The sequence below is a fragment of the Nitrospirota bacterium genome (genome assembly GCA_016235245.1).
Taxonomy (GTDB): domain Bacteria; phylum Nitrospirota; class Thermodesulfovibrionia; order Thermodesulfovibrionales; family UBA6898; genus UBA6898.
Window position 1 is genome coordinate 43,336 of record JACRLO010000038.1, and the last position, 22,059, is coordinate 65,394.

General features: G+C 52.4%; 27 protein-coding genes. 26 read left to right on the top strand and 1 reads right to left on the bottom strand.

All coding sequences use genetic code 11. The features are described 5' to 3' along the window. The first annotated feature begins 153 nt into the window (after positions 1-153). The 14 genes from flgB (at position 154) to HZB31_15020 (ending at position 11,535) form a co-directional block, all read left to right on the top strand. Positions 154-528: a flagellar basal body rod protein FlgB gene (flgB, locus tag HZB31_14955; GenBank protein MBI5849220.1), complete on the top strand. Its 375-nt coding sequence runs from the start codon at positions 154-156 to the stop codon at positions 526-528. A 2-nt stretch (positions 529-530) separates the two neighbouring features. Then, on the top strand, positions 531-944 hold the full coding sequence (gene flgC, locus HZB31_14960) for a flagellar basal body rod protein FlgC (protein ID MBI5849221.1): 414 nt from the start codon (positions 531-533) through the stop codon (positions 942-944). A gap of 6 nt (positions 945-950) precedes the next feature. Then, positions 951-1,241, top strand: a complete 291-nt coding sequence (gene fliE / locus HZB31_14965) for a flagellar hook-basal body complex protein FliE (protein ID MBI5849222.1) — start codon at positions 951-953, stop codon at positions 1,239-1,241. A gap of 1 nt (position 1,242) precedes the next feature. Beyond that, the gene (fliF, locus tag HZB31_14970) at positions 1,243-2,775 is read left to right on the top strand and encodes a flagellar M-ring protein FliF (protein ID MBI5849223.1); all 1,533 of its coding nucleotides are present in this window, start codon (positions 1,243-1,245) and stop codon (positions 2,773-2,775) included. Further along, positions 2,776-3,756 (top strand): flagellar motor switch protein FliG, encoded by a 981-nt coding sequence (fliG, locus tag HZB31_14975; GenBank protein ID MBI5849224.1) that lies wholly within the window; start codon positions 2,776-2,778, stop codon positions 3,754-3,756. Continuing rightward, entirely contained in the window at positions 3,749-4,363 is a 615-nt protein-coding gene (locus tag HZB31_14980) for a hypothetical protein (GenBank protein ID MBI5849225.1), read from the top strand. The genes fliG and HZB31_14980 overlap by 8 nt, the downstream gene beginning before the upstream one ends. Next, positions 4,350-5,672, top strand: a complete 1,323-nt coding sequence (locus tag HZB31_14985) for a FliI/YscN family ATPase (GenBank protein ID MBI5849226.1) — start codon at positions 4,350-4,352, stop codon at positions 5,670-5,672. Before HZB31_14980 ends, HZB31_14985 begins: the two co-directional genes overlap by 14 nt. Then, positions 5,665-6,108, top strand: coding sequence for a flagellar export protein FliJ (gene fliJ / locus HZB31_14990; protein MBI5849227.1), 444 nt, complete (start codon positions 5,665-5,667; stop codon positions 6,106-6,108). Before HZB31_14985 ends, fliJ begins: the two co-directional genes overlap by 8 nt. Next, complete coding sequence (locus HZB31_14995) at positions 6,105-6,710, top strand: hypothetical protein (protein ID MBI5849228.1); 606 nt, start codon at positions 6,105-6,107, stop codon at positions 6,708-6,710. The genes fliJ and HZB31_14995 overlap by 4 nt, the downstream gene beginning before the upstream one ends. A 125-nt stretch (positions 6,711-6,835) precedes the next feature. Further along, on the top strand, positions 6,836-7,966 hold the full coding sequence (locus HZB31_15000; protein ID MBI5849229.1) for a flagellar hook-length control protein FliK: 1,131 nt from the start codon (positions 6,836-6,838) through the stop codon (positions 7,964-7,966). A gap of 13 nt (positions 7,967-7,979) precedes the next feature. Further along, positions 7,980-8,357: a hypothetical protein gene (locus HZB31_15005; GenBank protein MBI5849230.1), complete on the top strand. Its 378-nt coding sequence runs from the start codon at positions 7,980-7,982 to the stop codon at positions 8,355-8,357. Between the two features lie 12 nt (positions 8,358-8,369). Continuing rightward, positions 8,370-9,668, top strand: coding sequence for a flagellar hook protein FlgE (locus tag HZB31_15010; GenBank protein ID MBI5849231.1), 1,299 nt, complete (start codon positions 8,370-8,372; stop codon positions 9,666-9,668). 54 nt (positions 9,669-9,722) lie between these two features. Further along, entirely contained in the window at positions 9,723-9,977 is a 255-nt protein-coding gene (locus tag HZB31_15015; GenBank protein ID MBI5849232.1) for a hypothetical protein, read from the top strand. 103 nt (positions 9,978-10,080) lie between these two features. Then, complete coding sequence (locus HZB31_15020) at positions 10,081-11,535, top strand: hypothetical protein (GenBank protein ID MBI5849233.1); 1,455 nt, start codon at positions 10,081-10,083, stop codon at positions 11,533-11,535. A gap of 59 nt (positions 11,536-11,594) precedes the next feature. On the opposite strand, the gene HZB31_15025 is transcribed toward HZB31_15020, so the two are convergent. Next, positions 11,595-11,975 carry a response regulator gene (locus tag HZB31_15025; GenBank protein ID MBI5849234.1) on the bottom strand — a complete coding sequence of 127 codons (381 nt, stop codon included), beginning with the start codon at positions 11,973-11,975 and terminating at the stop codon, positions 11,595-11,597. A 275-nt stretch (positions 11,976-12,250) separates the two neighbouring features. Between HZB31_15025 and HZB31_15030 the strand changes: the two genes are divergently transcribed. From HZB31_15030 to HZB31_15085, 12 genes are all read left to right on the top strand, one after another. After that, positions 12,251-12,751, top strand: coding sequence for a flagellar basal body-associated FliL family protein (locus HZB31_15030; GenBank protein ID MBI5849235.1), 501 nt, complete (start codon positions 12,251-12,253; stop codon positions 12,749-12,751). Next, entirely contained in the window at positions 12,748-13,719 is a 972-nt protein-coding gene (gene fliM / locus HZB31_15035) for a flagellar motor switch protein FliM (GenBank protein ID MBI5849236.1), read from the top strand. The genes HZB31_15030 and fliM overlap by 4 nt, the downstream gene beginning before the upstream one ends. An 18-nt stretch (positions 13,720-13,737) precedes the next feature. Continuing rightward, positions 13,738-14,070 (top strand): flagellar motor switch protein FliN, encoded by a 333-nt coding sequence (gene fliN, locus HZB31_15040; GenBank protein ID MBI5849237.1) that lies wholly within the window; start codon positions 13,738-13,740, stop codon positions 14,068-14,070. Further along, positions 14,067-14,378 (top strand): flagellar biosynthetic protein FliO, encoded by a 312-nt coding sequence (locus HZB31_15045; protein ID MBI5849238.1) that lies wholly within the window; start codon positions 14,067-14,069, stop codon positions 14,376-14,378. Before fliN ends, HZB31_15045 begins: the two co-directional genes overlap by 4 nt. Next, positions 14,375-15,019 (top strand): flagellar type III secretion system pore protein FliP, encoded by a 645-nt coding sequence (gene fliP, locus HZB31_15050; GenBank protein ID MBI5849239.1) that lies wholly within the window; start codon positions 14,375-14,377, stop codon positions 15,017-15,019. The genes HZB31_15045 and fliP overlap by 4 nt, the downstream gene beginning before the upstream one ends. After that, complete coding sequence (fliQ, locus tag HZB31_15055) at positions 15,016-15,285, top strand: flagellar biosynthesis protein FliQ (GenBank protein ID MBI5849240.1); 270 nt, start codon at positions 15,016-15,018, stop codon at positions 15,283-15,285. Before fliP ends, fliQ begins: the two co-directional genes overlap by 4 nt. After that, a complete protein-coding gene (gene fliR, locus HZB31_15060; GenBank protein ID MBI5849241.1) occupies positions 15,282-16,052 on the top strand; it encodes a flagellar biosynthetic protein FliR in 771 nt (256 codons plus the stop codon). Before fliQ ends, fliR begins: the two co-directional genes overlap by 4 nt. A gap of 16 nt (positions 16,053-16,068) precedes the next feature. Further along, a complete protein-coding gene (gene flhB, locus HZB31_15065) occupies positions 16,069-17,103 on the top strand; it encodes a flagellar biosynthesis protein FlhB (protein MBI5849242.1) in 1,035 nt (344 codons plus the stop codon). Then, entirely contained in the window at positions 17,100-19,145 is a 2,046-nt protein-coding gene (gene flhA / locus HZB31_15070; protein ID MBI5849243.1) for a flagellar biosynthesis protein FlhA, read from the top strand. The genes flhB and flhA overlap by 4 nt, the downstream gene beginning before the upstream one ends. Beyond that, entirely contained in the window at positions 19,135-20,265 is a 1,131-nt protein-coding gene (gene flhF, locus HZB31_15075; GenBank protein MBI5849244.1) for a flagellar biosynthesis protein FlhF, read from the top strand. The genes flhA and flhF overlap by 11 nt, the downstream gene beginning before the upstream one ends. A 1-nt stretch (position 20,266) precedes the next feature. Further along, the gene (locus tag HZB31_15080) at positions 20,267-21,097 is read left to right on the top strand and encodes a MinD/ParA family protein (protein ID MBI5849245.1); all 831 of its coding nucleotides are present in this window, start codon (positions 20,267-20,269) and stop codon (positions 21,095-21,097) included. Positions 21,098-21,312: 215 nt separating this feature from the next. Beyond that, on the top strand, positions 21,313-22,053 hold the full coding sequence (locus tag HZB31_15085; protein MBI5849246.1) for a FliA/WhiG family RNA polymerase sigma factor: 741 nt from the start codon (positions 21,313-21,315) through the stop codon (positions 22,051-22,053). Positions 22,054-22,059 lie beyond the last annotated feature (6 nt).

The following is a 22,059-nucleotide window of genomic DNA, read 5'->3' on the forward strand; positions in this document are numbered from 1 at the left end:
CAAGTGATCTGTAAAAAAAGCTTTCATTACAAACTCATAACTCATCACCGCTTACTCATCACAACTTTTCAGGGCTGGCACAATAATTGTATCTCTATAATTAAATTGCGCTTTACTGACAGTTTTATGACACTGGTGACAGGAGGTTGAGGGATGGACAGCGGCTTTAGCATACTTGAGAAATTGATCCAGGCTACGCAGGTCAGGCACAAGGTCCTTTCCTCCAACATTGCCAATGTGGATACCCCGAAATACCGGGCAAAGGATGTTGACTTTAAAAGCTTTCTTGAGAGCGAGAACGCGGGAATGAAGACAACCAATCCGGGGCATATTTCGACCAGCCCTGTCAGCACAGGGCAGCCGGCGGACCTTAAGGCCGGCGGGAACCTGTCCTGGGGAGATGACAACAATGTCGAGCTTGATATGGAAGTGGCGAAGATGACGGAAAATGGGCTGCTCTATGAGGCCGCGGCAAGGCTTCTTTCAAAGAAAATGCTTATGATCAAGAGCGCAGCAAACAGGAGGTAAATGTGGATTCATTAGGTATTTTCAAGGTGAGCGCATCCGGGCTTCAGGCACAGAGGACGAGGATGAATCTTATTGCCTCCAATATGGCCAATGCCCATACAACCCGCACAGAAAACGGCGGACCATACCGGCGCAAGGAAGCCATATTTTCATCGGAGCCTGTTGAAGCCGCTGCCGGCGAGGGGCTCGAGGGCGTGAAGGTCTCTGATGTGGTCGAGGACCAGACCCCTCCGCAGATGACCTATGACCCGGGACATCCTGATGCTGACAAGGACGGGTATGTCGCATATCCGAATGTGAGTGTTATCGAGGAGATGGCGAATATGATGATGGCATCCCGCGCGTATGAGGCGAATGTCGCTGCGTTTAATATCTCAAAGACCATGATTATGAAGTCCTTTGAGATTGGGAGGTAATGACTGATGAGTGATATGAAAATAGCCGGAGCCGGCATAGGTCAGAACTCCCTCCCGATCAAGGCAGGACAGAAGACACAGGAGGGCGGCTTTGATTCAGTCCTCAAGGATGCCATGGGCAAGGTCATGGAGATGCAGGGCGAGGCGGAAAAGGGGATCAAGGAACTCGCCTCGGGCGGTGATGTGACGCAGGCGATTATTGCGATGGAAAAAGCAGACATGTCTTTTCAGGTGATGGTCGAGGTGCGCAACAAACTGCTGACTGCCTATGAAGAGATCATGAGAATGCAGATCTGATATGGCCAACATCGTAGAAACCATAAAGAGCCTCCCCCCCAAGAACCTGATAATCATGCTTATTGCGATCGGCATGGCAGTAGCCGGCGTCGTGTTTTTCATGTCATGGATACAGCAGGCTGACTATCAGGTACTGTTTGCCAACCTCGCTGAAAGTGATGCCGGCGGTATCGTGCAGAAGCTGAAGGAACTTAAGGTGCCCTATAAGCTTGAGGCAGGAAGCATCATGGTGCCTGCCGATAAGGTCTATGACCTGAGGCTCCAGCTTGCAGCGCAGGGCCTGCCGCATGGCGGTGGTGTCGGGTTTGAGCTTTTTGACAAGGCGGATTTTGGTTCAACGGACTTTGTGCAGAAGCTTAACTATCGCCGGGCGCTTCAGGGTGAGTTGTCCCGCACGATTATGTCTCTTGCAGAGGTGGAACAGTGCAGAATACATCTGGCGATACCCGAAAAATCACTTTTTGTGCAGGAGGGGAACAACCCGAGCGCCTCAGTGCTGGTGAAGCTCAGGGCAGGCAGGAACCTTACCCAGGGCCAGATCCAGGGCATTGTCCACCTTGTCTCAAGCAGCATCGAGGGTCTAAATCCTAAGGATGTTACGGTTGTTGACAGCCGCGGCGATATGCTGACACGGCCGTCGGGCAATGATGTTGCCGGTCTCAGCAGCAGCCAGCTCGAATATCAGCACAACGTTGAGAAGGACCTTGAATCACGGGTAATTTCCATTTTGGAGCCGGTTGTCGGCAGAAACAAGATCAGGGCAAAGGTTGCTGCTGCCATTGATTTTACCAAGGTCGAAAAGACTGAGGAAAAGTATGATCCGGACGGACAGGTTATACGAAGCGAGCAGAAGAATATTGAAAAAACAACCGCTGCCGGATCGGGCGGCGTCCCTGGCGTAGCATCGAATCTGCCCGGCAGATCGGCAGCACAGACCGGCGGAACACAGGCCGGCTCGCAGAAGCAGAACGAGACGACCAACTACGAAATAAGCAAGGTGACGAGCCATACGGTGAATGCCTCAGGAGACCTGAAAAAAGTGAGTATTGCGGTTATCGTTGACGGGACTTATGCAGAGCAGGAGGGGTCCAAGGAGAAGAAGTATGCTCCCCGCACCGAAGAGGACCTCAAAAAGTATGAGGATATTGTAAAGAAATCGATCGGTTTTACCGCTTCAAGAGGGGATGAGGTCAGGATTGCGAACATGCCGTTTGAAACGATCCCGCAGGAGGATCTGGGACAGGTCTCGAAATCGTATATGCCGATGGTTATGACTGCTGCACGGTATATTGTGCCGATCCTGGCCCTGCTGCTCTTTTTCCTCTTTGTGGTGAAGCCGCTTATGGGTACGGTCACGACGGTGACAACAACGCGCGGCACTGCTGAACTCCCTCTGCCAAGGACCGTTGCAGAGATCGAAAAGTCTATGTCGCCGGCTGCGCTGCCGCCGATGCAGAATGACGTAATTGACTGGGCAAAAAAGAAGCCTGATCAGGCCGCGAGCCTCATCAAGACATGGATTGAGGAGCGGTAAATGGCCTTCAGCGGACATGAAAAGGCGGCCATCTTCCTTAGTTCCATAGGCGAGGAGGCTGCTGCCGAGATTTTGAAGAACCTCGACATTAAGGATGTGGGGAAGCTCAGTACGTACATGAGCCGCCTTAAGACGCTCAGCAAGGCCGATGTCGAACATGTCTTCAGCGAGGTGACGGAAAAGATCTCCAAGGGCGATCTCAGGGTCGGCGGCGATGACTATGTGAAGAAGATCCTCTCAAAAGGGCTGGGCGAGGAAAGCGCCAACAAGATCATAGAGATGGCTTCAAAACAGAGTACGATTGACTCTCTCCGGTGGATCGATTCAAAAACGCTTTCCAATTTCCTGATGACAGAGCATCCCCAGACGATCGCGCTGATCCTCTGTCTTTTGGAGCCCACACAGGCCTCCGAAGTGCTCGGCGGTCTGCCGGATGCACTCAAGGCAGATGTGGCCATGCGTATTGCAACAACGGAGCGCATACCGGGTGATGCCATCGAAGAGCTGGAAGAAGTTCTGAAGGGCCACCTTGACATAAGCAAGAGTTCAGGGAGAAAGCTCGGCGGCATCAAGGCCGTTGCAGAGATCCTGAACCAGTGCGACCGGTCTACCGAGAGCATGATCCTTGACAAGATCGAGGGCTCAAATGCCACGGTCGCTGATTCGATCAGACAGCTCATGTTCGTCTTTGACGACCTTCTGAGCGTTGACGACAAGGGTATTCAGATGGTGCTGAAGGAGATCAGCACCGAAGACCTTTCACTTGCCCTGAAGACGGCGGCAGAGGCGCTCAGGGAGAAAATCTTCAGAAATATGTCGCAGAGAGCGGCCACGATCCTTAAGGAGGATATGGAAGTGAAGGGGCCGGTGAAGGTTTCGGATGTCGAAAAAGCCCAGCAGAATATCGTAAAGGTCGCCAGAAAGCTGGAGGAAGAGGGCAAGCTGATGCTCGGTGGAAGAGGGGGTGAAGAGCTTGTCTAACGCGAGGATCTTTAAAGGCAGGGACTCTGTCCTGTTTGGTATGCCCTCTCTTGAAAGAAAAACCCTGAGGACCGAGAAGGGCATGACCTCTTCAAGGCAGTCTATCGATGAGATGGAACGCGATGCCTATGAAAAAGGTTTTGCGGCAGGAGAGAAGGCAGGGCTCGAGATGGGCTCACAGAAGGCCGAAGTGCTCCTCTCCAGAATCGAGCGCATGGTCAGGGAGATTGAACAATACCGGAGCAGGATTATCGAAGAGATTGAGCCGCAACTGGTGGAGCTCTCTTCAGAGATGGCAATAAAAGTCATACGCGAAGAACTCAGCATCAAGCCTGAGATCATGGTTACGATTGTCAAGGAAGCGATGCGAAAACTCGAAAGGACGGGACCGATTACCATAAAGATGAACCCCGCTGTGCATGAGCTCTTTAAGCGGCTTAAGCCCCAGCTCCTTGAGGTCCATCCTGATATTATTTTTGACCTTGACCCCTCTGTGGTAGCAGATGGACAGGTCGTGATCGGCGCCAGCGAAGAGATTGTGACGGATATAGACTCACAGCTCGGCAACATTATGGAAGATATGGGTGGGGGCAGTGGCCGCCATTGACCTTTCTTTATACCGAAAGTCGCTTGCTGATGCAGAACCGCTGAGGGTGTACGGCAGGATAGACGAGATTACCGGCATTATCATAAAGGCCAGCGGTCTCCGGGTCAGCATCGGCGAGGCATGCAAGATATACCTTGACCAGGGACCGGTGATTGATGCGGAAGTGGTAGGGTTCAGAGACGGCAAGGTGCTGCTCATGGCGATCGGAGAACTTGCCGGCATCAAGCCCGGCAGCAGAGTGCTGTCTGTGGGGAAAAAGGTTTCGGTAAAAGTAGGTCCGGGACTTATCGGCAGGATTATTGATGACACGGGAAATCCGATTGACGGCAAGGGCCCGATTATCGGTGAAGACTATCCGCTTTTTGCAAACTCACCCAATCCTCTTACCAGACAGAGAATTACGAAGCCGATGGATCTGGGCATCAGGGCAATCAACGGACTGCTCACCTGCGGCAGAGGACAGAGGATGGGCATCATGGCAGGCAGCGGCGTCGGCAAAAGCGTACTCCTCGGCATGATAGCGAAATATACGGAAGCTGAGATGAATGTCATCGCCCTGATCGGTGAGCGCGGCAGGGAAGTGCGTGAATTCATAGAACGCGACCTCGGCGAGGGGCTAAAAAAGTCGGTCGTGGTCATCTCCACGGCAGAACAGCCCCCGCTTGCAAAGGTGCGCGGGGCCTTTACCGCAACGGCCATAGCCGAATATTACCGCGAAAAAGGGCAGAACGTTCTTCTCCTTATGGATTCTCTCACGCGGGTTGCCATGGCCCAGAGAGAAATAGGGCTTGCCATCGGCGAGCCTCCTGCATCAAAGGGATATACGCCCTCAGTCTTTACTATGCTCCCGAAGCTCCTTGAACGTGTCGGCACGGCTGAAGGCAGGGGAAGCATTACCGGTTTATATACGGTGCTCGTTGAGGGAGACGACCTGCAGGAGCCGATTGCTGATGCCACGAGGGCGATCCTCGACGGCCATATTGTGCTTTCCCGGGAGCTCGCCATGGAGGGGCACTACCCTTCGATCGATATCCTGAAATCGATCAGCAGGGTAATGCCCGATATCGTCGAGAGGGGGCACCGGGAGTTCGCCGCACGGTTTATTGAGACGCTGGCCACGTATAAAAAGATGGAGGACATGATTAATCTGGGCGCGTACAAGGACGGTTCCAACCCCAAAGTTGATTATGCCATCAAAATGATCGACCGGCTCAGGGGGTATCTCAGGCAGGGCATGGATGACCGGCGCGACATGGGCGACAGTCTGCAGGGGCTTTATATGCTCTTTGAGGAGATGAAGCATGAGTAAGATCAGGACTGTATCACGGGTACTCGAGATCAAGGACCGGAAGAAAGAAGAGATCGAAAGTGAGGTCAAACAGCTCCGCAGCCAGATAAAGCAGCTTGAAGCGCAGCTTGACAGTCTGGAGAATAAATTCTCTGAAACCTCTCTTGAATTTGAAGCTAAGCAGAAAGGCAGCGGCATGGATGTCCATCGGCTTGAACTTTTCTATAATTATTTCATGAAACTCAACGAGGATATGAATACGCAAAAAAAAGAGATCATCCGCCGGCTCACTGAGCTGAGCGGGCGTCAGGAAGCGCTGATAGAGGCATATAAGGAAAAGAAGCTTTTCGAGATACTGAAGGACCGCATTGTGAAGGAAGAGCTGGCCAACAGCGACAGGCTCGAGCAGAAGGAGCAGGATTTCCTGCACCTCGCAAAGAGGCAGAGGGAAAAATGACGGGGAGCAGAAGGCAGAAGGCGGAAGTCAGAAGTCAGTCAGGAGTACTGCAGGCGAAGACCAAAAAGAAACAGGCGAGGGGTTGGAGCACGGCAGGTCTCGTGGTTTTTTTTGTTTTTGTAGGGTTTTTGCTGATCGCGCAAAGCTCATTGCTTATTGCGGCAAATGAACCTGCCAGGCCGGAGGGGAAGAAGGCTGAGGCTAAGGCGGAAGTGAAGACCGAAGAGAAGCGGAAAGGCGAGATAGCCGAAAAAGAAGAGTCCCTCAGGAAAGAGGAAGAACGTCTCAAGCTCCTGAAAAAGGAACTTGATGAAAAGATCGATAAATATACGAAACTCCTTGCACGGATGGAAGAGGTGCTCAAGTCCATGGACACTGCCAGGGGCGAGAGATATGAGCATCTTATCAAAGCGTATGAGGCCATGCCCAACGAGGAGGCTGCTGCACGTCTGTCTGCGCTTGAAGAAATGACGGCCATGAATATTCTGATGCGGATGAAGAGCAAAAAGGCCGGAGCGGTAATGGCAGCTATGGATGCAAAGAAAGCGGCTTCTCTGACAGAGGGCATGATGGGTATGGCGAAAAAATTTCCTACCAAGTGAAATCTTTTCTCGGCAGCACTGTTATTTTGCATGCATCACCCTCCTGTTAATCCTTTAAAATCATAGAGATAGAAAATTCATTCGCCCTCCCTGCAGCTGGCATGCAGCTTGCCATAGATACTGTTATGAATATCTTTCCGTCAATTGAACAGGCTGTCACGGAAGCGCCAAAACCTCAGGCCTCGGATACTCAGGCCAACTTGCCTGAAAAAAACGGTGTTTTTGATCTCATGCTCGCTCAACTGATGCAGGGGATTATGTCACTCCCTGGCGAGGACGCCCTCTCTGCCGGTACTCAGCCAGAGCAGCCCGAAGATGGTATGGCCGGCCCAGCTGCGTCAAAGGATGCAGGGAAGGAGATGGCATCAATGCCGACCCTGACCGCACTCCAAAGGGTTCAGTCAGCGTTTGCCGCAGCGATAGCTGATCTGCCCGAGGTCGTCAAGACGGCAAAAGAGACTCCAGGCAGCGAATCACGAGGAGATGCAGGGACAGTTCCCCAGCCGGTGCCCTCTTCATCTGCTTCAGCTCAGACCGCTTCTGCTGCTGAAGACCAGAGGCCGGAACTGACGGTCAAGCCGGACAGTATGAAGAGTGTCCCTAAAAGTGACGTGTCTGCACAACTGCCGGCTGATGCAGTGCAGAAGGCCCCTGCAGCTGAAGCTCAGCAGCCTGCGATCATTCGGGAAACCATTCTTGCAGAAGTCGGCAGCAGTAAAGATAGTGCTGACCTGCCCGGGGCGCAGAAGCGCCAGGAGAAAAACTCGTTGCCTGAGACCTTGCCTGTAAACAGTGCTGAGCCCCAGGGGGTGAGCCGTTTTCATGCAGCACCTGCAGGCAGTCCGGCCGAGGCACATCATCTTTCAGAGAACATGCATGTGGAGGGAAATCGTTTTGTTATCACCCGTATGGACGGCACATCAATCGAGATATCGCTCCAGCCAGAAGGCTTGGGTAAACTCGATATCGGTCTTGTGCTCGACAAAGGCGTTGTGAATGCCCAGATCCAGGCGTCGAGTGCTGCGGGCAAAGACCTGGTCGAGAAACATATGTCCGAAATTGTTAATGCCCTCGCACAGGAAGGCATTGCTATCGGTGGTTTTTCCGTCTCACTGAGGGATGGCAGAAGTGATTTTTCCTGGAGTCAGGGCCAAAATCAGGGGCATCAGATTCAGGGAGAGACTGTGATGACAAAAGAATATATCAACCAACCCCGACCGCTCATCGGTCAGGGCAAGGTAAGCATCTTCATCTAATAAGGAGAGGACCATGGATATCGCATCAGCAGCAACAGGCAAGACATTAGGCAAAGAGGAGTTCTTAAAGCTCTTTACCAACCAGCTGAAATATCAGGACCCGCTCAAGCCAATGGAAAGTACTGAGTTCACTGCCCAACTGGCCCAGTTCAGCTCACTGGAGCAGCTCTTCAATATCAATAAAGGGATTGAACAGATGCTCTCCTTTCAGGGTTCATTGAACAACGGCATGACAGCCGGGTTCATAGGCAAGACCGTAGTTGCCCAGGATGGTGTGAGCGGCAAGGTCATCGGTGTGGAGTTCGACCAGAACGTCGCAAGCCTAGTCCTTGAAGGGGGCCAGAAATATCCGCTCGGCCAGATAACGCAAATATACGAAACAAAAATCTAAGGAGGACTTATCATGTTAACATCGCTTTTCACCGGAGTCAGCGGCTTAAATGCAAACGGAACTTCACTCTCTGTAATTTCCGACAATATCGCCAATATGAATACAATCGGCTTTAAGTCAAGCCGGGTCTCATTTGGTGACGTGCTGAGTCAGACCCTTGGAGGGGTATCGGGCTCATCGCAGATAGGCCGAGGCGTCATGGTCGGGAGCATTGACCCCATTATGACCCAGGGCTCATTCGAGACCACGTCCAACGGGCTGGATCTGGCTATCGACGGCAACGGGTTTTTTATCGTTAATAATAACGGCACGACTGCCTATACACGCGCAGGACAGTTCTCCCTGGATAAAAACGGCAATGTAATCAACCCTGACGGTATGATGCTTCAGGGCTATATGGCCGACGCCTCAGGAAATATCACAGGCACTCTCGGCAACCTGACCTTCGGTTCTGTTCAGAGTTCTCCTCAGATTACGGCGAACGTGACTCTTGCGTTGAACCTCGATACGACCGAAACAGCGCCTACAGCAGCTTTTACGCTTGATTCAAACGGCGACGGTATCAATAACGACCCTGCCAATTTTAATAAATCTACCACGGTCACAGTCTATGACTCGCAGGGCGGCGCCCATGACGTGACCGCATATTTCGTCAAGACAGCGGACAATGCATGGGATGTCCATTATGTGAATATTGATCCGGCTGACCCTACGCTTTTGGTCGATGCCGGGACACAGTCGCTTTCCTTTGATACCAATGGCGCACTGATCGACGACAACAGCGCCACGGCGATAAACTTCGATTTCGGGGCTGCCGTGACAACGCCGCAGGCGGTAGTATTTAACTTCGGAACAGGCACTGGAGAGACTCCGGCCGGCACCGGACTGGATGGGACAACCCAGTTTGCATCGGATTTTGCCGTGACAAAACTGAGCCAGGACGGCTACGCTTCGGGGTCTTTGCGTAACGTTGTTATCGACGATTCCGGGGTCATGACCGGTATCTTCACCAACGGCCAGTCCCGGGCGATAGGGCAGATAGCCCTGGCGACGTTTGTCTCTCCTGAGGGCCTGGTCAAAATGGGCAGAAATCTCTATGGCGAGTCTTTTGATTCAGGACAGCCCATCGTAGGAGCGGCCTCTACCGGAGGCATGGGAAGAGTGCTTTCAAATTCGCTTGAATTGAGCAATGTGGATCTGGCGGCAGAGTTCGTCAATATGATCACCTCCCAGCGCTCGTTTCAGGCCAATTCGAGGGTCATAACGACTTCTGATGAACTTCTCCAGGAGCTGGTGAATCTGAAGAGGTAAGAATAATCCCAGCAACCGATCAGAATCTTGAGTTGTCCGGATAAGGCAGGAGCAATGCGCTTCTGCCTTATCGTTTTCATATCGGGTATTGTCCGCTTGCTCCCTTCTGCCTTTGGCCTTGTTCCCCTCGGCCTTATTTTCTGGGTGCTTGGCGTTGCAATCGCTGTAGGGCCTGCCGCAAAGCTCGCTGCACCAGATGGCATTAAGTTTTCTGCTGAACCCCAATCGTTTTTCGCTCCAGGAAGCTGGCTTCCTTTGGTTCCCCTCCTTGGTAAGGAGGGGATCTTGAATCTGTCCGCACTTCACTGAATGGTTGCCTGCTCAGCAGTGGTAAGATTTACTAATCCTGAAAAGCCTGTGATACAATGCAGACAGCGTATGAACCTGGCTCATGATAAAAGAAGGGATTGTAATGTCTGAGGGGATCACCGTCAGAGTACTCGGTGACTATGGCCCTTTCTCCCGCATGGGCAAGAGCATCGGATATCTGGTCACCCTCGGCAACTCGCAGTATCTGCTTGACTGCGGCACTCCTCTTTTTCAACAGATAGGCGGCCACGGACTTAAAAATATCAAGGGGCTGATCATTACCCATAGCCATGATGACCATAAACGGTGGTTTTCCGACCTCGCGCTTTTTAATTTATACGCCCCTGATTTTGGCTCGAAGCTCTTTCTCCTGACTACGGAACAGATAAACGAGGAGCTGAAGCGGGCCTCAGGACCTGCTCTTGAGCGAAGTCTCTCCCCTGATTCAAAGAAGGTTATCGACATGCCCTATGAGACCTACATCGATCATCGAGTTCTCGGTCCGAAGCCGAAATACCGCATTGTCGGAACAGAAAGCGGGTCAGGCCAGACTGCGCTCAGCATTGTCGGCCCGGACAGCAGGCCGGTCGGCCCTGAACGCGCCAAGGTCATTATCAGCCGGGCTACCGGCCTTGCCCGAATGCTTTTCAGGGACCCCGAGTATGATGAATGGGTGGAGCCGGAATCGTTTTACTCTTTTTCCTCTGCTATCTTTTATGAGTCCGATAAAAATATTTTTACCGCTCCTGAGGGCTGCACGATCGAGGCCTTTAACGCCCCGGTCTGGCATGGCCTTCCGAACATCGGCCTGAGGTTCAGCAACGGGAATGAATCACTCGTATTCAGTTCCGACACAGTGCATGACGTTACCATATGGAAAGCGCTTGCTGAAGAAAAGAGGCTCCAGACACATGGTCTGCCAAAGGAAACGTTCGAAGCTGCATCTGTCCTTTCCGGTGACATCAATGATTTTATTGAGCGCACCTGGAGCAGAGAGCGCTATGAAGAAGCGATCAATACCTTTGCCGCCGGAATAGTGATCCATGACATTGCAGCCAGAGGGAGCGTTGTTCATACGGATTACGTGCGTCTTTCCGATACGGTTTTGAAGAAGGACAAGGTGATCCTTACCCACAGCCCCGACAGAATGACATCTGAATGGGTTTTAAGCAGGACCGATAAATTTTTCAGGGTGATCGGCGATGAGTTTTTCGAGGTTGTCGGTGATACCCTTTATCCGCTGAATGCCGATATTTATCATAAGGAATCGGGTCACTACTACGTCGGATACAAAAATCCGAAAGGTGCCTTTGCGGTCTGTGAGCAGGAGGGATTGCTTACGCTGTCCGGGGATGAGAGCCAGGGCAGAGTGCTGTTTCACGTTGACCTGTACGAAGATATTGGCGGAAGATATTTCCCGAAACTGGACCGTGACGAGGATATCTATTTCGAGCGCAAAGACGGACAGGTCGAGCGCATCACATTTTCGGGCAACGGAAGCATCGGAGAAGTCGTCAGCTGCCAGCGGGACAGGCTGTCAAAAAAATCCCTCAGGTGAAGAGCAAAAAAGACTGACAGCTCCGGCGGTGTCTGCGGGACATCAGCGTTGAAATGACCCTATGAACAGTCCAGTTCTCTTCTTAGCAGGCTTACCAATTCTTTGAGGTTAAAGGGTTTTCGTATAACGTGGTCTATGCCGTTTTTTTTCATTTCAGCGAGTTCGTCGTCTGAAGAATAACTGCCGGTTGCCATCATTACTTTCTGTGCGGGATTGATCTCCCGCATCTCCCTGCAGACCTCTAGGCCATCCATGCCCGGCATTGACATATCGACCATGACAAGATCGAATCGGCAGTCAGGCTGTCTGAAATAATCGAGACCTTTAAGTCCGTTTTCAGCAGTAATGACCTGAAAACCTGATTCAGAAAGCACTTCGGCAAGCAGTTCCCGCACGATTTCTTCATCGTCAATCACCAGAATCTTTTTTTCGGTATCCATGCCGCATCTCCCCAATAAAGTGATAGACGTCGCAACAGGCTCATCGCACCGTACTATTTTAGCATAGTTGCCTCAGCGACAGGCTGCTGTCAAAAAACAATATGATACGGCTTAATTGGTCAATTAGTTGACACGATCTGTTTTCAGCTTAAGAAAATATGCTTATATTTCAATAAGATAATCTTGGCATAGTCCTTGATTAAGGATGTGCGGTACCAAAAGCCGCAGTTAGTGCCGCTGGCATAGGTGCTGTCAGGAAAAGGAGGTCTATATTCATGGCAGAAGAGAAGCATGACGAAGAGGGAGCCGACGCCCACGCCAAACCCGAGGCAAAAGGCGGCAAGAAAAAGCTCATGATCATTGTCCTGGCGGCAATACTGGTTTTGGGCGGAGCCGGAGGTTTTGTTGGATACCGTATGCTGTCTCACAAGGGTGAAAAGGCCGCTGAAGAAGGCGGCCACAAAAAAGATGCGCAGGCAAAGACCGCTCTTATTGCCGTTGATCCCTTTGTCGTGAACCTTACCGAGCATGGCAGGTACCTGAAGGTTACTCTTCAGCTCGAACTGTCAGATGCAACACAACAGCCCGCTGTCACGGAAAAAATGCCGAATATCAGGGACTCGATCATAACCCTTCTGAGCAGCAAGTCTGCCGAGGCCATATCAGGCCCCGAGGGCAAGCTCCAGCTTAAGGACGAGCTGCTGCTCAGGACGAATCAGGCGGTGGGCAAGGACCTTTTCAAAAATCTGTATTTCACTGAATTCGTAATGCAATGAACAAGGTACTGTCACAGGACGAAGTCGATGCCCTGCTGCGGGGAGTCTCAACAGGGGACATCGAGACCGAAACCAGAAAGGATTCTGAAGGCGGCATAAAGTCCTTTGACCTGGCGAGCCAGGAGAGGATTATCCGCGGCAGGATGCCGGGGCTTGAGATGGCGAACGAGCGGTTTGTCCGCTTCTTCAGAAACTCCATATCCTCGGCGATCATGAAGTTCGTCGATATCAATATCCAGGGCATCGAGATGATGAAGTTCAGCGAGTTCATGAAGACCATACCCATGCCCTCAAGCATCAACATGTTCAAGATGGAGCCGCTCAAGGGATACGCGCTTTTTGTGCTTGAGGCCCCCCTGGTCTTTGCCTTTATCGAGTATTTCTTCGGCTCCAGTTCAGCCCGGTATGTGAAGTCGGAGGGTCGGTATTTTACGCTTATCGAGCAGAGGATTATCAGAAAGGTTGTCAATATGGCGCTTGCAGATCTCGCTGAGGCCTGGAAGGTGATTCTCCCGATAGTGCCCGAATATACCGGCTCGGAGATGAACCCCCAGTTTGTGACCATCGTAACGCCGACCGAGGTCGTGGTGAAGATAGAGGTGCATATCGAGGTTGAGGAGTTTACCGGAAAATGTTTCTTCTGCATTCCCTATTCGATGATCGAGCCGATCAAGGAGAAACTCTCTTCCGGCCTTACCGGCGAGAAGCTGGAGGCTGATCAGCGGTGGGTAGATCGTCTCACCGAAATCCTTCTGTCTTCGCCCGTGCATCTCACGGCAGAAATCGGCAGGGTTGAGCTTTCGGTCAGGGACCTTATGGAGTTGGAGGTCGGCAACGTTATCGGCCTTGGTAAAGCTGTCAGCGACGAACTCGTCTTAAAGGTCGAGGATATACCGAAATATATGGGGACGCCTGGGGTAAGCAGAGGTGCGCAAGCCATCAAGATAACCCGGACCATAGAGAAATGAACGGAAAGGAGAAGATACATGGCTGACAAACAGACAGAAGCCCAGACCGCCCAATTCAGTGAAGTGAGCAGCGATAGCAGGGCCGCAGGAGGAAAGGATATCGATTTCCTGCTTGATATACCGCTTGATGTTACGGTGGAGCTCGGAAGGACAAGGATGCTGATCAAGGACCTGCTGCAGCTTGGACAGGGCTCCGTTGTGGAGCTCGAAAAGCTGGCCGGAGAACCGATGGAGATCCTCGTCAACAACAAGCTGATCGCGCGGGGCGAGGTCGTTGTGGTGAACGAAAAGTTCGGAGTCAGACTGACCGATATCATCAGTCCTGTCGAAAGGATCAGGCAGCTGAAATGACGGAACTGGCGATGCAGATGGCGCTTGCCCTCGGTCTGGTGATCTGCCTGATCTATGCGCTCTCCTTTGTGTATAAGAAGAAGCAGAAGGCTGCGAATCTGCTTAACCTTGTGGCCTACCAGTCGTTTGGACAGAAGATGGGCATTGCAGCAGTCAGGGTGGGTAATGAGATCCTTGTTCTGGGCGTTACGCCTACGGACATGAAGCTCCTGAAGAAGATCCAGGACCGGCCCGGCGCAAGCCAGGAAGTGGCAAGCATTGCCGATAAGGTGAAGAAGCTCCGGAGGATCAAGCAGGAGATATCATGAACAACGCGGTAGATATAAACAACCCGGTGATGTCCGTTTTTCTTATTATCAGCTTCCTGTCGCTTCTGCCGGCAGTGCTGGTGATGTTTACGTCATTTACCCGGATCGTCGTTGTTCTGGGGTTCCTGCGGCAGGCGATCGGCGGCCAGCAGATTCCGCCCAATCCGGTCATCATCGGTCTTTCGCTGTTTCTTACGCTTTTTATCATGGGTCCGACGGTCGATGTTATCACCAAGGACTCGGTCAACCCCTATCTGGACAAGCAGATAAATATGGGCGAGGCACTGAAGCGTGCCGAAAACCCGGTCAAGGCCTTCATGCTGAAGCAGACACGGGAGAAGGACATTGCCCTTTTTCTGAAGCTCTCCAAGGAATCGGTTCCTGCAAAACCTGCCGATCTGCCGCTGAAAGTCGTTGTCCCTGCCTTTGCGATCAGCGAGCTGAAGACCGCCTTTGAGATCGGGTTCCTGATCTTTATCCCGTTTTTGATCATCGATATGGTGGTCGCAAGCATACTCCTGTCCATGGGTATGATGATGCTGCCGCCGGTGATGATATCCCTGCCGTTTAAGCTCCTGCTTTTTGTGCTGGTGGATGGCTGGAACCTGATCATCGGCTCCATCGTAAGGAGTTTCCATTGACCATTGAACTGGTAAAAGAGATCTCCGGTGAGGTATTCAAGACCATACTGCTTGCGTCAGGCCCTGCCCTGATCACCAGCCTTGTCGTCGGTCTGATCATCAGTTTTTTTCAGGCAATAACCCAGATTCAGGAATTTACCCTCACCTTCGTACCGAAGATCGTTGCGGTCTTTCTCTGCATATTCCTGATGCTGCCCTGGATGTCACAGGTGCTGATCACCTTCACCCGGAATCTTATCGAGAACATCCCGGTGTATGTGCGATGAACCAGCTCCAGGAATTAGGAGCCTTTTCGCCGGTCATGCATACGTTTCTTCTGGTGCTCCTGAGGGCGAGCATCTTCATGAGCATGATGCCGGTCTTCGGCAGCAAGAACTTTCCGCTGCAGTTCAAGATCGGTCTGACCGTGGCCTTTGCCGCGCTGCTTTCACCCATCGTCCATGTCGAGGTGACGAATATTTCCCTGCCTGTCCTGGTGATGCGCGAGGCAGCGCTCGGTATTATCCTTGGCGGTACGGCCCGCGCGATCTTTTTTGCCGTTGATATGGGCGGCCAGATGATCAGCAACGCCATGGGGCTTTCGATCGCAACGGTCTTTAATCCCGAGATGGGCCAGTCTACGGAAGTTGCGAGGATCTACGGCATTATCGCCATGCTGATCGTTCTTGCCATAGACGGCCACCATGAGCTGATATCGGTCTTTGTCCAGAGCTATGACTGGCTGCCGGTCGGTCAGGTGAATGTGCAGAATCTTATCCTCAAGGTGGTGGGCGCAGGGTCGAAGATATTCATCATAGCCCTGAAGATCAGCGCTCCGGTCCTGGTGGGCATGCTTATCGTGAATATCCTGATGGGGTTTCTCTACAAGGCCGCTCCCCAGGTCAATATCTTTTTTGTCAGTTTCCCGGTATTCCTGGCCCTCGGCTTTCTGATCATGGCCATGAGTGTGCCGGTCTTTACGCACTTCTTTACCGGCCAGTTTCATGACGTCAATGACGAACTCTTCAGGATCCTGGCAATAGCGCGGAAATGAGAAGAGGCCGGGGATAATGGCAGATTTTGAAGAACGCACAGAACAGGCGACGCCGCGACGGCGTCAGAAGGCACGGGAAGAGGGCAAGGTCGCACGAAGCCGCGACCTCAATGCGATTGCCGCTATCGGCGGCATACTGCTGGTTTTTGTCCTGGGAGGAAGACATTTCATGGATTCGATGGGCAGCATGACCGGGAGGCTCCTGTCACTTCAGTACGGATACGAGCCGGTCACGGTCCTGCGCGCCGCCTCAGTAGAAACCATGTTCATCCTTGCGCCGTTTCTCGGCACCGCCTTTGTATTTGCCATCATTGCAAATGTTTCCCAGGGGGGCATTGCCTTAAAACCGCTGAAATTTGACTTTGAGATGATCAACCCCCTGGCCGGTTTTAAACGGCTCTTTTCGATGAACGGGCTGATGGAGTTCCTCAAGAGTCTGGTGAAGTTCGCGATGGGCTCGTATCTTCTTTACTGGGTGGTCAAGAAAGATCTGCCGCAGCTGCCCGGGCTCATGGAGATGGGATTCCGGCCGCTTTCCCTTGCATCGGCACAGCTGATCCTGAAGGCTGTGGCCTTCGGTTTTTTCTGGTTCTTTATCCTTTCGGTCCTTGATTATTTTCTCCAGAGATGGCAGTTCGACCGGTCCATCAGGATGTCCCGGGAAGAGATGAAAGAAGAGTTCAAGGAGTCTGAGGGAAACCCGCAGATCAAGTCACGGATCAGGAGCATACAGCGCGAGATGGCACGGAAGCGCATGATGCAGGAAGTGCCGAAGGCAACGGTTGTTATCACGAACCCGACCCATTTTTCGGTGGCCCTGAAATATGAGGACGGCAAGATGTCGGCGCCGAAGATTGTGGCAAAGGGAGCAAATGAGGTTGCACTCAGGATCCGGGAGATAGCGCGCAGACATGGCGTGCCGATCGTTGAGGACAAGCCTCTTGCTCGGGTGCTCTTCAAGCTCGACCTCGAGGCCACGGTGCCTCAGGAACTGTATAAGGCTGTGGCGAAGATCCTTGCCTATATCTACGGCATGAAAGGCAAGTCATGAACAGATTTCTGACCATGGTGCAGAAGAGAAGCGATGTCGTGATTGCGGTTGCGGTGGTGGCGATCCTCGGGGTCATGCTTCTGCCGCTGCACCCGCTGGTCCTTGACCTGCTGCTGTCCATTTCCGTGGCGGTCTCTATCGTGATCCTCGTGACCTCGATCTATATCCAGAAGCCGCTCGATTTTTCGGTATTCCCTTCGCTGCTTCTGATTGTGACGCTCTTCAGGCTCTCCCTCAACATTGCATCAACGAGGCTTATCCTGCTTCGGGGCGGGGAAGGTGTCTCCGCTGCCGGTCATGTCATACAGGCCTTCGGCAATTTCGTGGTTGGCGGAAACTATGCGGTAGGCTTCATCATCTTTATCATCCTTGTTGTCATTAACTTTGTCGTTATCACAAAGGGTGCGGGCAGAATTGCGGAGGTGGCGGCGAGATTTACCCTTGACGCCATGCCGGGCAAGCAGATGGCTATCGACGCCGATTTAAACAGCGGTCTTATCGACGATATAGAGGCCCGCAGAAGAAGGCTTTTCATTGCGCAGGAGGCTGACTTCTACGGCGCCATGGACGGTGCGTCCAAGTTCGTCCGCGGTGATGCGATCGCGGCCCTTGTCATAACCGGCGTTAATATTGTCGGCGGCCTTCTGATCGGTGTGATCCAGCACAAGATGGCAATAGCAGATGCTGCAAGCACCTACACGATCCTGACTATCGGTGAGGGTCTTGTTGCCCAGATCCCGGCGCTGCTCGTCTCGACCGCTGCCGGCATGATCGTCTCGCGCGCCGGCACGGATACCGATCTCGGCAAGGACATCACCAAACAGCTGCTGGTCAATCCCAAGGCGCTTATGACTGCCTCGGGCATTCTCTTTATATTTGGTCTGGTACCTGGGCTGCCTCATATCCCGTTCCTCCTTATTGCGGCGTCCTTTGGCGGACTGGCCTATGTGATCTACAAGTCGCCGATGGAAGAACAGGCAGAGGCAAAGGCCAAGGGTGAGGAGCGGCCGCAGGAAGAACCGAAGATAGAAGGCTTCATCGAGCTTGATCCGCTTACCCTCGAAATCGGGTACGGGCTCATACCGCTGGTTGAGGAAGGCCGCGGCGAACTGCTCGCAAAGGTGAAGGCAATGAGAAAGCAGCTTGCCGCAGATATCGGGTTTGTCGTGCCGCCGATCCATATCAAGGATAATCTTCAGCTTCGGCCGAGCGAATACAGTGTGCTGATCCGTGGAGTGGAGGTCGTGCGGGGCGAGGTCATGATGGGCTACTATCTCGCCGTCTCAACAGAGGGCGCCGAGCGCATCGAAGGCATTCCGACCAGGGAGCCTGCATTTAATCTGACGGCCTACTGGATCGAGGCAAAGGATATGGAGCGTGCCCAATCCGCAGGGTACATGGTGGTTGACCCGGCGACGGTGATTGCAACACATCTTACGGAGCTTATCAGAAAGCACTGCTGGGAGCTGCTTTCCCGGACGGAAGTGCAGAACCTCCTTGACAATGTGGCAAGGGTCTATCCGAAGATGGTTGACGAGCTTATCCCTGTGCATATGTCTGTGGGCGGTCTTCAGAGGGTCCTTCAGGCGCTGCTGAAGGAGCGCGTGCCGGTCAATGACCTGGTTACGATTCTTGAGACGCTCCTTGACTATGCCCCCCAGACCAAGGACGTAGAGATCCTGACCGAGTATGTGCGTCAGTCCCTTGCCCGGTACATCACCCGACAGTATCAGGCGCAGGACGGCAGTGTCCCGGTCTTTACCCTTGACCCGCGATTCGAGAGAGTCCTAGTACAGTCCCTCGAAAGCGGCGGGGCGCTCGAACCCGATACCGTGACCAGACTTGTCAGGGGTGTGGAAGGGGCCATGAGCAGGGACAAGGTCCGCGGCATGCAGCCGGTTATCGTCTGTTCCGTGCATGTGAGGCGGTTCCTGAAGAAGATCATGGAGAAGTTCGTGCCCTCGGTGGTTGTTCTTTCAAATAATGAGATTTCCTCTTCAGCGAGACTCTATACAATGGGAATGGTGAGATATGAAGATTAAGAAATTCAAGGCAAAGACATTCAGTGAAGCCCTTGCCCTCGTAAAAAGGGAGATGGGCGTAGATGCGGTCATCCTTTCTTCTGAAGAGCAGAAAGGGCTTATCCCCGGGGTTGAAGTGACGGCAGGAGCAGACTACGAGCTTGAGGAACTAAAGGCAGGCGGCGCAGCCTATGCCCAATATGCCCGGGCATCACTGAGCCCTGCTCCTGAGAAGCGAAGGGGTGCAGCCATAGAACCCGCATCGGGGAGGGACGTTTCGTCCCGCCATCTGCTGCCTGATACCGACGGTATTACCGACATCAGAAAAGAACTCGGAAGCCTGAAAAATCTTCTTCAGGACATGAAGAAGAGCGGCTTTGAGGTGGAACTTCCTGAACCGAAAAAGAAGATCTTCCGCTATCTCAGAAAACGGGCAATCAGGGAAGAGCTCGCGCTCCGGCTCACGAGTCAGAGCCCTGCTGCCATGAGTGACCTTGTTAATGCCATCGCAAAAGAGATCAGGACCTATCAGGACGTGCAGAGCAGAAAAGTGGTTATGCTCATCGGCCCTACCGGCGTCGGCAAGACGACCACGCTTGCAAAGCTTGCGGCCCGCGCCATCAAAAACAACCGGAAGGTGGCGATGATAAACCTTGATACCTACAGGATCGGCGCGATCGAGCAGATACGGATCTACTCAAAGATCATGGGGATTCCCCTTGAGGTCGCTTCAAATGCAGGCGAGCTGAAAAAGGGCCTGGAGAAGTTTGCGGAAAAAGATATGATCTTCATCGATACAACCGGGAGAAATCCGAGAGACCGTAAGCATATTGAAGAACTCAGGCTTATCTACAGTCTCGGGATTCCGATCGAGACGCATCTGCTCATGAGCGCAAGCAGCGACGACGATTTTCTTGTGCAGGCCTATCGCCAGTATAAAAAACTGCCTATCGACTGTATCGCCTTTACCAAGACGGATGAGGCGGTAAAATACGGCTCTATGTATAATCTTGCAAGCCTGTACCAAAAGCCGGTAGCCTATATAACGACAGGTCAGAGTGTGCCTGCTGATATTGAGTTCCCCAACAGCGAGCGGTTGGCAACCATGATTCTCCAAAGCGAGGTCGCAAGTGACGGATAAAATGAAGCAGAAGCAGATAAAGACCATTACGGTCACAAGCGGCAAGGGCGGTGTCGGCAAATCAAATGTGGTAGCAAACCTGGCGATAGCCCTTTCCCGCGCCGGCAAGAAGGTGATGATTATCGATGCCGACCTTGGCCTGAGCAATATTGATGTTATCTTTGATCTGGCCCCGAAATATACGATACAGCATATCCTCAGCGGAGAAAAAAGGCTTGCCGAGGTGCTCGCGGAGGGGCCGCACGGCATCAAGATCCTCGCGGCAAGTTCCGGTGTGCAGGAACTGACCGGGCTTGACGAGTTTCAGCGGCTGAGGCTGATTGAAGAGTTCGAGGCCTATGACGCGGATATCGATGTCCTGCTTATCGACACCGGCGCAGGCATTTCCGAGAATGTTGCGTTCTTCTGCATTGCTGCGCAGGAGATCATTGTTGTCACCTCACCGGAGCCGACCGCTTTGACCGATGCCTATGCGCTCATTAAGGTGCTCAACACGCAGTATCAGGAAAAGGATTTCAATATACTGGTAAATTCTGCGCGGAATGCCGAGGATGCCTTTGAGGTCTTCAGGCGACTCTCGGTTGCTGCGGAGAAGTTTCTGAGCCTGTCTCTCGATTACCTCGGTTTTCTGCCCTACGATGATGCTGTCCCCAAGGCTGTTCGGCAGCAGAAGGCCTTCATTGATGAGTATCCGAACTGCAAGGCTTCGGATAACATCCGCATCATCGCATCAAAGGTATTAGAGGAGGGGAGCCCGACCAAGGTCAAGGGATCGCTTCAGCTTTTCTTCGGCAATATGCTCAGGAAAGAGACGATTGTTCAGAGTCCGTAGCAGGGCAAAGGGAGTTTTGTCTGTTTTCTGTTTCCGTCTTGAACAGGGACAGCTGCTTCTCATAAACTCCTCAGGTAAAATTTTAGGCCCTCCCATCGGCACTGATGCACAGTTATGAATCAGTGAATTAAATTCATGCGTTAGAACCATTAGGTTATAATAATTGCGATATAGCAGCAGCTGATACCATATTTTGCATCCGGGGGATTCAAAGAATGGCTGGATACGAACCAGCATTTACCGAGGAAGATAAAGAAAAGATCATCAGGGACTTTCTCCCCTTTGTCAAATATACGGCGAGCCGTCTGTCATGGCGGCTTCCGCCGCAGCTGACCATCGATGACCTGATCAGCACCGGACTTATGGGCCTTCTTGATGCGCTCGAACGGTTTGAACCGGGCAGGGTCAAGCTCAAGACTTATGCCGAGTTCAGGATAAAGGGGGCCATGCTCGATGAACTCAGGGCCATGGACTGGGTGCCGCGCTCCACAAAAAAGAAGATCAGCGATATCAGGAATGCCAACAGCAGACTCGAACGAGAACTCGGCAGAGAGCCTGAGGACGAAGAAGTGGCCGCCATACTCGAACTCGAACTCGACGAATATTACGGCACGCTGCAGGAGGCTAGCGGCTCTATATCCCTGCGCTTTGAGGATTTTGAAGAGAATGCCGGCGAAGGCCTTAATATCATGGAATGTATCGCTGATGAGCGCGAGAAAAGCCCTCTTGCCCTTCTTGAGGAATCGGACCAGAAGAAAGTCCTTGCACGCTTCATAACCCAACTGCCTGAAAAGGAAAAATTGCTTCTTTCACTCTATTACTGGGATGAGTTGACCATGAAAGAGATTGGCAAAGTCATGAATTTGACGGAGGGGCGTGTCTGCCAGCTTCATACGCAGGCACTGATACGACTGAAAGCCAAAGTATCTATTGAATTTTCTTCTAAAGAAAAGTAAATAAGG